Below are 14,540 nucleotides of genomic sequence, written 5' to 3'. Positions count from 1 at the left end.
GCGAGGACCAGCCCACGCCATGCCCACCCGCACCACAACACCCCGCGTCGGCGCCCGCGTCCTCCTCCTGGACCCCGCCGACCGCGTGCTTCTCATCCACGCCCTGGACCCCACCGACCCCGACCACCACTGGTGGGAACTCCCCGGCGGAGGACTCGACTATGGCGAAGACCTCCACGCCGCGGCACGCCGAGAGGTCGCCGAGGAAACCGGAATCCTGCTCACGACCCTGGGGCGCAAACTCTGGGTGCGCGAGACCCGATTCCACTACAAGGGCCGCGACCACCACCGCATCGAACACGTCTTCCTTGCTCGAACCCCCACCACGGCACCCCGAGTGCCACTCAAACCCACAGCCAACGAGAAGGCAGGACTTGTCGAACGCCGCTGGTGGACAGCCCAGGACCTCCGCCGCTGCCGCGACAAACTCCTCCCTCCCACACTGCCCACCCTCCTGCACGACCTCCTCACCGACCAGCTCGGCTCGGAACCATTGGCTCTCGCCGACTAACCGGTGTCACCGCTGCTAGGAACCTGAACTTAGGGCTGCGGGACATCCCGCTTCGGTAGCGACGGCTAGTGGTCGTCTCCGCTGATATCTACCCCGTAGAGCTAGTGTCAGCTCATTCGGTGTGGCGCGGGATGCGGATACTCAAGTTTGGTCGGTGAGACTCGGTGCGGTGCGGACGCCATGCCAGCATTACGGCTTGGCCCACACTGTGATATCAATGACGACGGTGGAAATCGGAGCTAAAAGCTCGTGGATGCGACCAGTCCCAACGGCTGATCATCATCCCGATGTCCACGTTAATTCGCCTGGTTCATGTCGTGGTCACGCTGGTCGCGCCCAGGGCCGAAGACGCGTTGTGCAGCGTGGAGAGAGGTGGTGTTCGATGGCTGCCCGGCCCAATTCCCCTCTGGCCGCCGCCCGGGCAACTGCTGGATTCACTCAGGAGAGCCTCGCAACCGCGTTGGAGGTGGAGCGGACCACTGTTGGTCGTTGGGAGCGTGGGGTTCAGTCACCGCAGGCGTGGCAGAGGCCTGCGTTGGCCCATGCTCTGAAGGTCTCCCTCGGCCACCTGGAGGTCTTGCTCGACAGCGCCACCGTGCGTTCTGGCAGAGCGGCCTCCGCTCCGGTTGTGAGTATGGCCCTGTCACGAATTGAGTTGTCCGTGGACGGCGGTGCCGGTGAACGCGCACTGGTCGCCGAGGTTGATGTTGTGCATGCTGCCGTTCCGCGTCTGCGTCGTGCGCTTGACGGCTTGGACATGCCGGATGATGGACCTACGAGGTCGATCGCTGATCTCCAAGGCGAGATCGTGCGTGCCAGTGATGATAGGGTGCAGTCGCGGTATGGCGGGCTCGCTCGTCGTCTGCCTGACCTCATCACCGAGCTGGCGAGGGCGAACCAGCTTAGTGACGTGGCCGGTCGGCGTCGGACGGCTGCCTTGTTGACGTTGGCTCTGCGCGCCGCTGACGGAGTGGCCTTCAAGTTCGGCTATCTAGATCTGTCGGCGCGGTTGATTGACCTGATGCGTACAGCCGCCCAGTGTGCTGAGGACCCACTGTTGGTGGCCGCTGTCGCGTATGTGCGGACAGAGACGTTCTTCGCCAGCGGGGATCTGGGCACTGCGGCCCGTGCTCTCGAGCACGCTTTGGACCGCGTCCCGTTGCTCGATTCCGCTGCCGCGCACGCCTCGCTGGGCGCGCTCCACATGCGGGCCGCTGTCGTCGCGGGCCGGGCGGGCAAGGCGGACCGGGCTGCCGACCACCTGCGCGAAGCCCGCCGTGCGGCGTCCGTTGTACCCGAGGGTGTCTATCTGGGTACCGCGTTCGGTCCTGACTCGCTGCGCATCCACGAACTCGCCGTCGCTGTGGAACTACGCGAGCCGACCAGGATCGAACGAGCGGCGGGGTGGCTGCCGCCCGAGACCTTGCCCGCTGAGCGTCGTTCCCACTACTTCATCGACCTTGCCCGCGCCCAACTCATGCTGGGCCGCCACGAGGACGCCTACCTGTGTCTGCTGGCCGCTCGCCAGGCCGCGCCGGAACACACTCGCGCGCATCCCCAGGTCCGCCAGACCCTCTCGACCTTGCTGCGCACCCACAGCGCCGCGGGATCCGGGCTGATAGACCTCGCCGCGTGGGCCCGGGCGCGCTGAGTCAGTTCAGGTCGCTGAGCAGGTCGGGTAGGTCGAGCAGGGAGTCGATGATCCAGTCCGCGTCGCGGCGCACCAGCGGATCCTCGGCCCACAGGTAGCCCCAGGGACCACGCTTGATCAGTGCTGTCTTGCACCCTGCGGCCTTCGCGGCCACGATGTCGTAGTCCCGGTGGTCGCCCACGTAGACGGTCTCGGTGCAGTGGTGGGGCACCATATCCGCGACACGCTCGAAGAACCGGGACGAGGGCTTGGCAACGCCCCATTCGCCCGAAGTCGCGATCGCGTCCACGGGGAGGTCCAGGCGGCGGAGCAGGGTAGCGGCGTGGGCGGTCTGGTTGCCTGCGATGCCGACCCACAGGCCATGTTCGCGCAACGCGGCCAAGCCCGGCCGGACGTCGGCGTACAGGTCACTGTCCTGGATGGACTCACCGATCCCGGCTTCCTCTCGGAGTCGGCGTTCGCGGGCAAGGTCGAACCCGGGCTTGAAGTACTGGAAGGTCTCGACGTTGTTCCGACCCTCGGCAGTCACCGCCCCGAGAACAGCGGAGAACGTGTGGCGGGGTACACCGACCCAGTCCGCCCACGCTCCCCATTCACGCGAGTCGTCCAACAAGGTCTCGCCGACATCGAACACCACTGCGATCACGACCCCCATACTCCTACGCCATCCATTGGCACACGCGACCGGCCTGGGCTCGCACGCCGCTGGAGTGTCGGAGCGACCGCGATCAGCGGCGCAGGCATTGGCAGGGGATGACTCGGGCACCGGTGACGATCACGCCACGCGGGCGCTGGTTCGACTGTGCGCTCTGATTGTCTTTGGGTGAGGCCGCCTCGGCGGGGCCTGTCTGCGGGGTCAGGGCCTGCCAGCAGGGCCTACCTGTGCGTTGCGTGGACATGTGGCCACTCTGGTCGCCACCCCTCCCGATAGCTTGCGGCGCCTCAAGTCGTAGGAGGTCGGCGACGTGCAGCAGGTCTGCAGCGTGTGCGGCTTCTACTACTTGCGGATGTGGTGCAGGAGTAGAGCGAGGTCGATTCGCAGGTCGTGGAGTGTTGTGGACATCGCGTTCATGCGTTGTTCGATGGCGTCCAGTCGGGGTGCCAGAACGTGTGGGGCGTCTTCGGATTCGTCGGGGTGTGGCGGGGTGGTGCCGTGGAGGATGGCGTGGAGGTGGTCGGGGTGCCAGCCGAGGGCGATGGAGAGGGCTTCCAGCGTTCGTTTGCTGCGGTTGCGTTCGATGGAGTTGTATTGCAGTTCGCGGATGATCGCTTGGGAGACGTCGGAGCGTCTGGCGAGTTCGTTTTGGTGCCAGCGCAGTTCGCGGAGTCGTGTGTCGAGGGCGTGTGCGACTGCCGCCCAGCCTGTGGTCGGCTGCTTCATTGTGCGGGTGTGTTGGCGGACAGGGTTCTGCTGTTCGCGATGAGGGTTTCGACGTGGCCGAGTTGTGTCTGCACGGCACGCTTCAGCTTGTTGTGTTCGGCACGGACCTCGCGGAGTTCGGTGCGGGTCCCGGCGAGCATGTCGAGGATGAGGGTGCGCAGGCGGGGTGTGAGGTCGGCGTGGTCGAGTTCCGCCTGGAGCTCAGGTTCGGGCACAAAGGCGGGTTGGTCGGCCAGTTCTCTGAGGTGGTCGAGATCGAGCCCGAGAGTTCGAGACAGGCGCGAGAGTGTGAGGTGATGGCGGTGCCGTTGGGCGGTGTTGCGGGCGAGTTCCTTGACTGTCGTGAGGGAGACCCGGGATCGCGCGGCGAGTTGCCGTTCGCTCAGGCCGAGTGTGGTCATGCGGTGCTGGATGGTGCTGGCTACTTCGCTCCAATTGTGGGCTTGCTGTGTGGTCGGCATGTCACGGTGTCCAGAGAGTCGGCACGCGGCCGATGACGAGCCGCGGGGCGAGAGGGTCGTGTGGGTCGGGTAGGTCGACGAGTTGGTCGATGACGTCAACGAGGGTTCCGGTCCGGTTCCAGACCAGGCCGCCGTCGTGGGTGGCGCGGGCGGCGGCGGTGTTGGTGGAGTGGTGGATGACAAGCAGGTCGATCCATCCGCCGGGCCAGTGGCGGAACCCGTAGATCTGGGTGACGCCGTCGTCGTCGAGGGTGGGGCTGAACACCCAGCCTGCGTCACGGACGTCGATCAGGTGCTGGAGTTCGGGATAGGCGGCAACCGCCACCGTGTCTGTCGGGGGCATGAAGGACTTCCTCCGGCCTCTCGCAGAGGTCACGCGGGCCGACGACGTAGCGCCGGAACCTAGCCGAGGAGACGTCCTCGCCCAGCTCGGCAAGCAGGCCGGGCGAGGACCACCTCAGCGCCCTACTCGGCGTGGTGAGCGCTCATGCCCCCGTCCGACGGGGACTCGGCAGTCGCGGGCTGGTCGGACGCCGTCGTCGCCTTGGTGGCCACGGCGAGGAAGTCGTGGAGGGTGGCGCCGGTGAAGGTGAGCACCACGGCTCCGTTCATGCGGCCGCCGAGGGTGAACTCGGTCTCGCCCGCGGTGGTGGTCTCGTATGAGATCGGGCAGCCGGTGGTGACCTTCGCGTAGACATCGAGAGTTGGGGCATACATTTGTGGAGCCTCACACTTCTGCCGCGTAGCCAATCCACGCGACGTTGATATTGATCGGTTGTCAACTCGTGGGACCGTGACGGCGCCCCGTGTTGTGTCCACCAAATTAGGACGACGGTCGCGGTCGCGACAGAGCGGCAATGCAACAACGTTGTGGCGTCCTTGTGGCGTCGCTATCGCCGCAACGCATTCTTCGCGGAAGACTTTGGACCCATGCCCTCGGTGTGTCCCCGAGAATTGCCATGTCAGACCGAGATTCCCTGGCCATGGGTGCTGCCGGGCATCGGTTCTGCGGGCGCTGGTGTTGATCGGATAGTTCATTCGGGTGAATCAGATTGACTTTGTCGGGCTTCGGTGGTGCCGAGGGGCTGTTGTCCCAGTTCAGCGCCTTGATGCCCCCTGGCGACGTCGTCGTGAAATGTGGCACGATCGGGGCATCGGCGTGGGGATGGGGATGTCATGGCAACGCGACGGCGTGCATTGGCTCAGCGCAGAGTTGCGATGGGATTTACACAGGAGACCTTGGCTGAGGCGTTGGGGGTAGAGCGCTCCACGGTAGCGCGGTGGGAGCTGGGCGCCCAGGTACCCACGCCGGGGATCCGGCGTCGACTAGCGGACGCGCTGACGCTGCCACTTTACGACCTGGTGGCACTCCTCGAAGCTGGCCCTTCTCAGGCTAGTTTCGATCTAGGAAATGTCGGGTCAGTGGTGTTTCACCCCTTGACGGGCGGGGACGTTGTGGAGCGCATCCATGATGCGACTCAACAGATCCAGACTGCCGACCGCAGGCTCGGTGGCGGCGCTCTGTACGGCTCGGTGTCGACGTACTTGGCGACGCAAGTCGCGCCCCAGCTCGTCGTTTCCACCGCTGGTATTTCTGCGCGACAACTGTTCGCGGCAGCGGCGTCGGTGACCGGCATCGCGGGATGGATGGCCCACGACACCGGTGACGACCAAGCCGCACGAGGCTACTTCGACCGGGCACTCCGCTTGTCGCTGGGCGGTGATGACGATGCCCTGACGGCCAACGCATGCGCTTCTATGGCGCACCTGGCTGTCGAGCACGGTCAGCCGGTCGACGGTATGCGCATGGCGGAGAAGGGGTTGCAGCGGGTGCGCGCCGCGGAGGACGCTCTTCGACTGGAAGCGCGGCTCCATGCCATGAGGGCTCGCGCCCTAGCCCAGTTGGGTGATCGTGCGGCCTGTATAGAGGCACTCGACGCGTCGCAACGGTCGCTGGATCTAGCCGTTGGTAGTGGGCATGCTCGGTGGATCGCGGGCTTTGACGAAGGCGCACTGGCCAGCGAGGCCGCCCTCAGTTTCCTCCATCTCGGAGAGCTCGGTGAAGCCGAGGCCAGCGCGCGAGAGGCGATCCGACTTCGGTCCAATGATGACCGCGTTCGCAGCCTGGTCTTCGCGCGGATCACCTTGGCCGCGGTGCTCGTCCGCACAGCCCGCTCCCAGGAGGCCGCGATGGTGGGCACCGAGGTGTGCGCCGCGGCGGGCTCGCTGAAGTCCGGTCGTGCCGTGGCCAAGCTCGGTGCGTTGGGTATGGCCTTGCGAGGTGCTCCGGTCTCAGCCGAACGCGCCGAGTTTCTGGCAGCCGCAGCGAGTGTGACGGGCGCCCAGAGGTCTGGTATAGACGAGGCGTGGCCGATCTAGGTGAGGACGAGGCTCGGTTCGCCTACTACGCGGAGGGCAACGCGCGCCAAGCACGCAAGCGGGTGGCCGCTGACCTGATCATCCGGGACGAGGCGGGGAGCGTCTTGTTGGTCAACCCGACATACAAAGACGGATGGGACCTGCCGGGCGGCATGGTCGAAAGCAATGAAGCACCTCGGAGCGCGGCGGAGCGTGAGCTGCGCGAAGAACTCGGCCTCGAGGTGACCGCGGGTCGGCTGCTCGCGCTCGACTGGGTCCCGCCGGACGGTCCGTGGGACGACTTGCTGGCCTTCGTGTTCGACGGTGGACAACTGTCAGCCGCTGACGTGCTCGACCTCCAGATCAAAGACCCAGAGATCAGCGAGTTCGCCTTTGTAGGCATCGCCAAGGCGGTGACCATGCTCGGACCAGCCCTCGCCGACCGACTCCTACGCGCCAACGCGGCACTCGACTCCACAACTGCGGCGTACTGCGAGCACCAGGGCCGGGCAACCTGCTGAAGGCGCTGGTCGCCGTCAAAGCCTCAACCCATGCCGGTAAAGATCACTGCGGCTATGGCTCCCAGAGCTAGGTGTGGGCCGAGGGGAGTCGGCGTATCACGCTCGATTCGCCGGGATGCACGGAGCGCCAGCCTGGCGGTCGCTGCCAGTAGCCAGCCGAGGATGGTGCCGGTCAGCACGGCCTGCCAACTGATCCAGCCAAGGGCGAGACCCAGGAGACCTGCGAGTTTGACGTCGCCTGCTCCCAAGCCTCCTGTTGCCAGCGCTAGCACGAGGTAGGCCGCAGCGAGTGCTGCCATGGTGATCAACGACCTTGCCAGACTCTCATACCGGGCGTCGAGGACGGCGACAGTAGTCAGGCTGGCCCCGAGGATGGCGTAGCTGGGTAGGAGCATCGCGCTTGGCAGCCGTCGCTCCGCCAGGTCCACCGCCGCAAGAGGGACGAGCACAGCGGCTAGGTAGCTGAAGGGCAGCAAGACGTGGTCCTGGCCAATCCGCGAGGTCAACGCGGCGAACAGGATCCCAGTCAGGACGGCCGATATTATCCAGGCTCGCCATCCGAAAGCTCGTGTTCGCAGCGTTCTTCGTGTCATCGCGCCGAGCGCACCGCCGCTCGCGGTGCCGAGCGCCGCCCAGGAAGCAATCATTTCTGTGGAAGTCAATGCCTCTTACCGCCTATCACTCCTTGTAGCTGTCTTGGCTCCAGTTTGGCGAACCGGTCGCCGTGAGTAACACGCACAGAAGTTGTGGTCGCGAGCGACTTTAGTCCAAGCGGGTGAACTAGAGCGAGGGAGTGGCATACCGACTTCAAAGTCAGCACATTCCGACTTTCCCGTCTGCCGGGGGTCGGGGTGTAAACCTATGGTCGGTGAGTCAAAAGGGATCGTTCGGAAGGGATCGGTGCACCTGTGACACGACGGATGGTTCGATCTTGGCGCGACCGCGTGACCGTCGGGTTGCTGACTGCCGCAGCCCTGGTGGCGTGTAGTCCTGGGGGCTCAACCAGCCCGTCGTCCAGGGTGCCTGGACCCACTGCGACGAGCTCATCGACCACGGAGGCCGATTCAATGGTGCCGCTGGCCGAGCAGGCCAAAGAGGCCGCTTTGGCCGCCTATCGAGGGATGTGGGCGGACTTCGTGGAGGCCGGGCACACCTCCGATTGGCAGTCGGTGAAGCTCGGGGTGCATGCGACGGGGGTCGCGTTGACGAACCTGTCGCGGGGCTTGTACGCCGATCACTACAACGGGCTGGTGACCAAGGGCGAGCCGGTGCTGAGTCCGACCGTGTCCTCGGTAGAGCCCGCGACGGAACCGAAGAAGATCATTGTGTCCGACTGCGGTGATTCGACGAACTGGTTGAAATACCGGGCCGACACCGGGGAGCTCGCGGACAAGGAGCCGGGCGGACGGCACGCGATCAACGCGATCGCCGAGAAGCAATCTGACGGCTCGTGGAAGATCTCTGATTACGGCGTTCACGAGGTGGGGACATGCTGACCAAGAAGCGCTTATCGATCATCGCTGGCATCGCGGCGCTCGCCCTTGTCGGGACTGGTTCGCCCGCGCTGGCGGACACCGGCTGGGGAAGCACTGACTGCGGACAGGTCCCCACCCCCGCGTGTGAGCTGGAGGCGGGCAGTAATGGCGGCGGTGGGTCTCCGGGTGGGTCGTCTGGGCACGGCGGTACCCCGCATCGCCCGGGTGCCGGCGCTGGCGGTGGTGGGCAGGGCGGGTCGGGCGATACCAGCAGCGGCGGCGGTAACAGCGTGGCCAACTGCTCGTACGTGCGTAGCGACTTCCAGCCTCCGGCCGGTGGCGTGATCAGCGCGGCCTACCACCGTCCCGTCGCACTCGGTGGAGTCGTCCAGGCCGCGATGCCGCGCCCCGCAGTAGCGAGGGCTGCGCAGCCGGGTCAGGGCGCGGGTGCGTGGTACGTGTGGACGTGCGACACCGAGGGTGTGGCGCACGGGATGTACCGGTCCCCGGTGTGGATGGCTGACGGCCAGGCGCCGGGCGAGGCGTTGTTGCCGTCCCCGGCGGAGCTGTCGCGGGTCGCGCGCCGGCAGTTGCGGCTGCCCTCGCCCGCGATCGCGGCGAGCCCCACGGGTGAGCAGCTGGTGAACCTGCCGACGTGGCTGTGGCTGACCGGCAGCTGGCGGCCGGTGTCTGCCACGGCGTCGGTGCCGGGGGTGTCGGTGACCGCGGTCGCGACGCCGACCTCGGTGTCCTGGGTGATGGGCGACGGCTCCACGGTCACGTGCACCGGTCCCGGCACGTCCTACCAGGCTGGCGGTGACCCGAGGGCGGCGTCGCCGACCTGTGGTCACGTCTATCGGCGTTCGTCGACCAGCTTGCCGGGGCAGGTGTATGTGGTGTCGGCGACGGTGCACTGGCGGGTTTCCTGGTCGGGGGCGGGCCAGGGCGGGGTCTTTCCGGACTTGACCACGACTGGGACTGCGGTGTTCCGGGTGGCCGAGTCTCAGGTGCTCAACAACGGCGGCGGCTGACCATCACGGTCTGACTCTCCGCACGTAAACGTTGCTCTCTGTTCCGCGCGCCGGTGTCGGCGTCGCGGCGGGCTACCCCCATGCCTTCTGGAGGTTCGGCATGTCTGCCAACACCACATTCCGCTCCGATTCCGGCAGGTCCGCGAAGGCGGGTGATGGCCGGTGGGTGGAGAACGGGAAGAAGTCGGCGGCCTCGCGGCTGCGCACCCCGGGCCGCCGCCGCGGCGTCCCGTACCTGCTGCTCGGGGTGCTGCTCGTGCTCGTCTGCGTCGGTGCATTCGTGTTGATCTCGCTGCGCTCCGGCGACCGCCAGCCCGTGCTCGCCCTGGCCCGCGCCGTGTCGGTCGGACAGGTCCTGGCCACACAGGATCTGCGGCAGGTCAACGTCGCAGTGGACCCCGGCGTCGCGGTCGTGCCGGTGGACCAGGCGGCCGCGGTGCTCGGCCGTCCGATGGCCACGAGCCTGTCGGCTGGGGCGCTGCTCACCCCGGAGGACGTCGGCGCCGCCGCCGTCCCTGCCGCGGGACAAGGCATCGCCGCGCTCGCGCTCAAACCCGGACAGTTCCCGGCCGAGGTCTCGCCCGGAGCCCGGGTGTCGGTGGTGTTCGTACCCGGCCCGTCCGGGACGGCGAGCACCCCACCCAGCTCGGGCGGTGTTGTGTGGCCTGCGGTGGTGACCAGCGTCAACACCCAACTCAACGGGCAGGACACGGTGGTGTCCGTGCAGCTGTCGGAGACGGCGGCCCGGCAGGTCGCGGCGGTGCCCGCCGGTCAGGTGTCGATCGTGCTGCTCGCGGCGGGGGGCAGCTGATGTTGGTCTCGTTGCTGTCGTTGAAGGGTTCGCCCGGTGTGAGCACGTTGGCTACGGCCGTGGCCGCCCGCTGGCCCGCTGCGGCGAGGGCGGTGTTGGTCGAGGCCGATCCGTCCGGTGGGGACCTCACCCTGCGGTTCTCCTTGTTGTCGACCCCGGGATTGGTGTCGTGGGTCGCCGCCGCGCGCCGGGCCGGTGACGACCCGGACCTGGTGTGGCGGCACACCCAACAGCTCCCCGGTGGGCTGACGGTGGTCGCGGCCCCGCCGGACGCTGAGCAGGCCCGCGCGGCCCTCACGGCGCTGGCCCCCGACCCCGCAAGCGGACTGGGTGGCTTGCGCGCCGCGGCCGGACAGCCGGACACGGTGGTCGTCGTCGACTGCGGTCGCCTGGACCCGGGTTCGCCGGCGCTCCCGATCGTGCGAGCCAGCGACGCGGTCGTGCTGCTGACCGGCGCGGGCGCCGACGAGCTCGCGCACCTGCCCCGCTGGCTGCCCGTGATCAGCAGGTGGAGTCCGAACCCGATGTTGCTGCTGGTCGGCGACGGCTACTCCACCACCGAGGTCGCCCGCGAACTCGACGTTCCCCCATGGGGCCGCGTGCCGCACGATCCGAAGGGCGCGGCCGTCCTCCGTGGACAGCGAGGCAGCTCCCGCTGGCGGCGCACTGGCCCAGGGCGGTCGGCGTTGGGGCGCTTCGCGCTCCACCTCGCCACCGAACTCGCCGCACGCCACGAAACCTCGACGCCACCGCGGGAACACCAAGACCCGGCGGTATCCCCCGCAGCCGTCGTCGACGCGGCCCGCGTCGGCTCTGCTCGCGACGTCGATCTTGCACACCCTGGAGGGCAGCAGGCATGACCAATCCAACCGACAGCCACCCGGTGGTGCGCCAACTCCGCCAACACGGTTCCTCCACATCGGATCTGCCTGACCAGCCTCCCGACCTCGGGTGGGACATCGAGGGGGAAGCCACTTCGCCCGCGACGCTGGTGCGGCTGCGCCGGGCCCTCCGGGAACGGCTGAGCACGGAACTCCCCCAGCGGGTGGCCGAGCAGTCGGAGCACACCGGAGCCGCCGCCACCCCCGAGGCCCGCCGCGAGCTGGCGCAAGTGATCCTCGACGAGGCGCTGCGCGCGCACACCGAGGACGAGCTGGCCGCGGGCAGGCAGCTGCCGCCGCGCGAGGCCGAGCAGAGGGTCGTGGACGAGGTCGTCGCCGAGCTGTTCGGCCTGGCCGGGCTGCAGCCGTTGTTGGACGACCCGGACGTGGAGACGATCAACGCCAACCGCTTCGACCTGGTGTTCGTCCAGTACAGCGACGGCCGCCGAGCCCGGGTCGGGCCGATCGCCTCCTCCAACGACGAACTCACCGATCTGGTGCGGCTGCTGGCGGCGCGCGCGTCGAGCCAGGAGCGGCGGTTCGACCAGGGCTCCCCGGCGGTCAACCTGCAACTGCCCGGCGGGGAACGCTTGTTCGCTGTGATGGGCTTGACCGCGGGCGGGGTGACCGCGCTGTCAATCCGACGCCACGGCTACCTCACCGCCACCCTCGCGCAGCTGCGACGCGGCGGCACCATCGACGCGAGCCTGGAGGCGTTCCTGCGAGCGTTGGTCAAGTCGCGCAAGAACGTCCTGATCACCGGTGGCACCGGGGCGGGCAAGACCACGATGCTGCGCGCTCTCGCGGCCGAGATGGAGCCGCTGGAGCGGATCGTCACCGTCGAGGACGCCTTCGAGCTGGGCCTGGACCACGACCCGGAGATCCACGCGGACGTGACCGCGTTCCAGTCGCGCGAGCCCAATGTGGAGGGTTCGGGCGAGGTGACCCAGGCCGAACTCGTGCGCTGGGGGCTGCGGATGTCTCCGGACCGGGTGATCGTCGGGGAGATCCGCGGCCCCGAGGTCATCCCGATGTGCAACGCCATGAGCCAGGGCAACGACGGCAGCATGGCCACCCTGCACGCCTCCAGTTCGCGGATCGCGTTCACCCGGCTGGCCTCCTACGCCGCCCAGGGCGCCGAGCGGCTTCCTCTGGAGGCCACCAATCTCCTGGTCGCTTCCAGCGTGCACTTCGTCGTGCACCTCGCTCGTGCCGAGGACCGCCGCACCCGCGTGGTGTCCTCGGTGCGCGAGGTCGTGGGCGCCGACGGGGCCCAGGTGGTCTCGAACGAGGTCTACCGCCCCGGCAGCGACCGCAGGGCCCGTCCGGTGGCGGGCGCGCTGCGAAGCGACACCCTCGACGACCTGATCGAGACCGGCTTCGATCCTGAGCTGCTGGAGGACCCCGACGGGTGGTGGACGCCGTGAACCTCACCCTCGGGCCGAGCACCGCCGCCGCGGCCCTGCTCGGGATCGGAACCGGCCTCGGGGTCCTGCTGATCGTCCTGGGCTGGCGCGGCACCACCCCCCGCCCCCGCAGGATCCGCGACCGCACGGCCGGCGATCAACGGCGCCTCATCCGCGTCGCGGTCGCCGCCGCGGCCGGGGTAGTGACCGGGGTGCTCACCGGCTGGGTTGTCGGCGCCGTCCTGGCCGGACTCGCGGCGTGGTTCCTGCCGCGGGTGCTGGGCCGCGACCCCGAGCACGCCCGCCGGGTGGCGCGGATCGAGGCCATCGCCTCGTGGACGGAGATGTTGCGCGACACCCTCTCGGCCGCCGCGGGTCTGGAGCAGGCCGTGCTCGCGTCGGCGCCGTTGGCGCCCGCAGCGATCCAAGCGGAGGTCGGTGAGCTCGCCGCCGGGATCGAGGGCGGCGAGCGCCTCTCGACCGCGCTGCGGCGCCTGGGCGAACGGCTCGACGACCCGGTCGGTGACCTCGTCGTGGCCGCGCTGCTGCTGGCCGCGGAGCAACCGACCCGCGCACTGGGTGAGCTGCTGGGCTCGCTGGCCGAGTCCGCCCGCGGGCACGCCGCGATGCGGATGCGGGTGGACGCCGGGCGCGCCCGCACCCGCACCTCGGTGCGGGTGATCGTGGGCACGACGCTGGTGTTCGCCGCCGCGCTGGTGGTGCTCAACCGCGACTACATGGCCGCCTACGGCACCGCCACCGGCCAACTCGTCCTGCTCGGCATCGGTGGCCTGTTCGCCGCCGGGTTCGCGTGGCTGACGCGAGTCGTGCGCGTCGAGCAACCCGATCGGTTCCTCGCCGCGCACGTCTCCGACCCGGCCCGACCAGTCGCCGTCAGCATCCAGGGAGGTCGATCGTGATCACCTACGTCGCCCTCGGAGTGGGCGCGGGGGCAGGGTTGTGGGCGATGGCCGTGTACCTGTTCCCGCCGCGTCCCGCGCTCGGCGCGGTCCTGGCCGCCGCGACCACACCCCCGGCTCCGGCACCGATCCTTTCCACCGACGACACCGGCTGGGCCGTGCGCCTGGGCCGACCCGCCATCCCTACCCTGCGCGCGCTCGGCCTTCCCGGGCGGAAAGTGGCGCGTGATCTCGCCGTCGCGGGCCGCTCGGTGTCGGTGCATTTGGCGGAGAAGGCAGTCCTCGCCGTCGCCGGGCTCCTGCTCCCGGCCTTAACCGGCGCGGTCCTCGCCCTCGCCGGGTTCGGGCTCGGAATCCAGATCCCGCTCGTGGCCGGGCTCGCGCTCAGTGCGACCGGGTTCCTCGTCCCGGACCTCAACGCCCGCGCCGAAGCAGCGAAGCTGCGGGCCGGGTTCCGCCACGCGCTCTCGGCCTACCTGGACCTGGTGTGGATCACCCTGGCCGGGGGCATGGGCGTCGACTCCGCCCTGGGCGACTCTGTTCTCGTGGGCCGGGGGTGGGCGTTCGAGCAACTCGGCCGCGCCCTCGACGCCGCCCGCCTCACCCGCACCACCCCCTGGGCCGCGCTGCGGCAACTCGGCGAGGAACTCGACGTCGGCGAGCTCGCCGAGCTGGCCGCGTCGGTCAGCCTGGCCGGGACGGAGGGCGCCAGGGTTCGCACGTCCCTCGCGGCCAAGGCCCAGTCGCTGCGCACCCACCAGATCACCGAGGCAGAGGGCGCCGCCCAGGCCGCCACTGAACGGCTGAGCCTGCCGGTGATGGTGCTGTTCCTCGGTTTCCTCGCGTTCATCACCTACCCCGCACTCACACAGGTCCTCAATGGACTCTGACAACCACCGTGAGCCACTGCTCGCGTGCAACTGGGAAGGACATCATCATGCGTCTCCAACTCCAGGCGATGTGGACAGTGCTGCACGCCCGCTGGGACCAGCTGCGCCGCAGGCCCGAGGCCGGGTACTCGACCGAGGCCGTCCTGGTGACCGCCTTGTTGGTGGTGGCCGCGATCGCCGTGATCGCGATCATCGTGGACAAAGTGACCGAGAAGGCCACCGGGATCACCATGTGACCCCCGC

General features: G+C 68.6%; 19 protein-coding genes and 2 pseudogenes. 14 read left to right on the top strand and 7 right to left on the bottom strand.

Annotation, left to right across the window (positions count from 1 at the left end):
* The first annotated feature begins 19 nt into the window (after positions 1-19).
* Positions 20-511 (top strand): NUDIX hydrolase, encoded by a 492-nt coding sequence (locus tag BMY07_RS14395; protein ID WP_092778523.1) that lies wholly within the window; start codon positions 20-22, stop codon positions 509-511.
* 217 nt (positions 512-728) lie between these two features.
* A pseudogene (locus tag BMY07_RS36055) lies at positions 729-1,013 on the top strand (helix-turn-helix transcriptional regulator); the annotation flags it as partial.
* A gap of 141 nt (positions 1,014-1,154) precedes the next feature.
* On the opposite strand, the gene BMY07_RS35385 reads toward BMY07_RS36055, so the two are convergent.
* Positions 1,155-1,310, bottom strand: a complete 156-nt coding sequence (locus BMY07_RS35385) for a hypothetical protein (protein ID WP_245782439.1) — start codon at positions 1,308-1,310, stop codon at positions 1,155-1,157.
* 261 nt (positions 1,311-1,571) lie between these two features.
* Between BMY07_RS35385 and BMY07_RS35380 the strand changes: the two genes are divergently transcribed.
* Positions 1,572-2,162, top strand: a complete 591-nt coding sequence (locus BMY07_RS35380; RefSeq protein ID WP_245782438.1) for a hypothetical protein — start codon at positions 1,572-1,574, stop codon at positions 2,160-2,162.
* Position 2,163: 1 nt separating this feature from the next.
* On the opposite strand, the gene BMY07_RS14385 is transcribed toward BMY07_RS35380, so the two are convergent.
* The 5 genes from BMY07_RS14385 to BMY07_RS14365 all read right to left on the bottom strand — a co-directional run bounded on the left by BMY07_RS14385 (position 2,164) and on the right by BMY07_RS14365 (position 4,721).
* Positions 2,164-2,817, bottom strand: a complete 654-nt coding sequence (locus BMY07_RS14385; RefSeq protein WP_092778521.1) for an HAD family hydrolase — start codon at positions 2,815-2,817, stop codon at positions 2,164-2,166.
* Between the two features lie 342 nt (positions 2,818-3,159).
* The gene (locus tag BMY07_RS14380; protein ID WP_092778520.1) at positions 3,160-3,543 is read right to left on the bottom strand and encodes a helix-turn-helix domain-containing protein; all 384 of its coding nucleotides are present in this window, start codon (positions 3,541-3,543) and stop codon (positions 3,160-3,162) included.
* On the bottom strand, positions 3,540-3,944 hold the full coding sequence (locus BMY07_RS14375) for a hypothetical protein (RefSeq protein WP_092778519.1): 405 nt from the start codon (positions 3,942-3,944) through the stop codon (positions 3,540-3,542). The genes BMY07_RS14380 and BMY07_RS14375 overlap by 4 nt, the downstream gene beginning before the upstream one ends.
* Positions 3,945-4,005: 61 nt before the next feature.
* Positions 4,006-4,347, bottom strand: a complete 342-nt coding sequence (locus BMY07_RS14370; protein WP_092778517.1) for a hypothetical protein — start codon at positions 4,345-4,347, stop codon at positions 4,006-4,008.
* 122 nt (positions 4,348-4,469) lie between these two features.
* Complete coding sequence (locus tag BMY07_RS14365; protein ID WP_092778515.1) at positions 4,470-4,721, bottom strand: hypothetical protein; 252 nt, start codon at positions 4,719-4,721, stop codon at positions 4,470-4,472.
* A 459-nt stretch (positions 4,722-5,180) separates the two neighbouring features.
* Here BMY07_RS14365 and BMY07_RS36195 point away from each other — a divergent pair.
* The 3 genes and pseudogenes from BMY07_RS36195 to BMY07_RS14355 form a co-directional block, all read left to right on the top strand.
* Positions 5,181-5,351: pseudogene (locus tag BMY07_RS36195) on the top strand (helix-turn-helix transcriptional regulator); the annotation flags it as partial.
* A gap of 15 nt (positions 5,352-5,366) precedes the next feature.
* Entirely contained in the window at positions 5,367-6,383 is a 1,017-nt protein-coding gene (locus BMY07_RS14360) for an NsdA family TPR-like regulatory protein (RefSeq protein ID WP_245782387.1), read from the top strand.
* Positions 6,371-6,883, top strand: coding sequence for an NUDIX domain-containing protein (locus BMY07_RS14355; protein WP_092778511.1), 513 nt, complete (start codon positions 6,371-6,373; stop codon positions 6,881-6,883). The genes BMY07_RS14360 and BMY07_RS14355 overlap by 13 nt, the downstream gene beginning before the upstream one ends.
* A 23-nt stretch (positions 6,884-6,906) precedes the next feature.
* Here BMY07_RS14355 and BMY07_RS14350 read toward each other — a convergent pair whose 3' ends face one another.
* A complete protein-coding gene (locus BMY07_RS14350) occupies positions 6,907-7,530 on the bottom strand; it encodes a prepilin peptidase (protein WP_092778509.1) in 624 nt (207 codons plus the stop codon).
* A 420-nt stretch (positions 7,531-7,950) separates the two neighbouring features.
* Between BMY07_RS14350 and BMY07_RS14345 the strand changes: the two genes are divergently transcribed.
* From BMY07_RS14345 to BMY07_RS14310, 8 genes are all read left to right on the top strand, one after another.
* Entirely contained in the window at positions 7,951-8,379 is a 429-nt protein-coding gene (locus BMY07_RS14345) for a hypothetical protein (RefSeq protein WP_245782386.1), read from the top strand.
* A 269-nt stretch (positions 8,380-8,648) separates the two neighbouring features.
* Positions 8,649-9,389, top strand: coding sequence for a hypothetical protein (locus BMY07_RS14340; RefSeq protein WP_245782385.1), 741 nt, complete (start codon positions 8,649-8,651; stop codon positions 9,387-9,389).
* Between the two features lie 100 nt (positions 9,390-9,489).
* Positions 9,490-10,200, top strand: a complete 711-nt coding sequence (locus tag BMY07_RS14335; RefSeq protein WP_092778505.1) for a hypothetical protein — start codon at positions 9,490-9,492, stop codon at positions 10,198-10,200.
* Positions 10,201-10,238: 38 nt separating this feature from the next.
* Positions 10,239-11,060, top strand: a complete 822-nt coding sequence (locus BMY07_RS14330) for a CpaE/TadZ family protein (protein WP_143073481.1) — start codon at positions 10,239-10,241, stop codon at positions 11,058-11,060.
* Entirely contained in the window at positions 11,057-12,508 is a 1,452-nt protein-coding gene (locus BMY07_RS14325) for a TadA family conjugal transfer-associated ATPase (protein WP_092778501.1), read from the top strand. Before BMY07_RS14330 ends, BMY07_RS14325 begins: the two co-directional genes overlap by 4 nt.
* Positions 12,496-13,407: a type II secretion system F family protein gene (locus tag BMY07_RS14320; RefSeq protein WP_092779080.1), complete on the top strand. Its 912-nt coding sequence runs from the start codon at positions 12,496-12,498 to the stop codon at positions 13,405-13,407. The genes BMY07_RS14325 and BMY07_RS14320 overlap by 13 nt, the downstream gene beginning before the upstream one ends.
* On the top strand, positions 13,404-14,297 hold the full coding sequence (locus tag BMY07_RS14315) for a type II secretion system F family protein (protein WP_092778499.1): 894 nt from the start codon (positions 13,404-13,406) through the stop codon (positions 14,295-14,297). Before BMY07_RS14320 ends, BMY07_RS14315 begins: the two co-directional genes overlap by 4 nt.
* A gap of 47 nt (positions 14,298-14,344) precedes the next feature.
* A complete protein-coding gene (locus BMY07_RS14310; RefSeq protein WP_092778497.1) occupies positions 14,345-14,533 on the top strand; it encodes a hypothetical protein in 189 nt (62 codons plus the stop codon).
* Positions 14,534-14,540 lie beyond the last annotated feature (7 nt).

The sequence above is a fragment of the Actinokineospora terrae genome (genome assembly GCF_900111175.1).
In the GTDB taxonomy this organism is placed as follows: Bacteria; Actinomycetota; Actinomycetes; order Mycobacteriales; family Pseudonocardiaceae; genus Actinokineospora; species Actinokineospora terrae.
The sequence above is the reverse complement of the archived record's forward strand: the minus strand, read 5'-3'. Positions and strand labels throughout refer to the sequence as shown.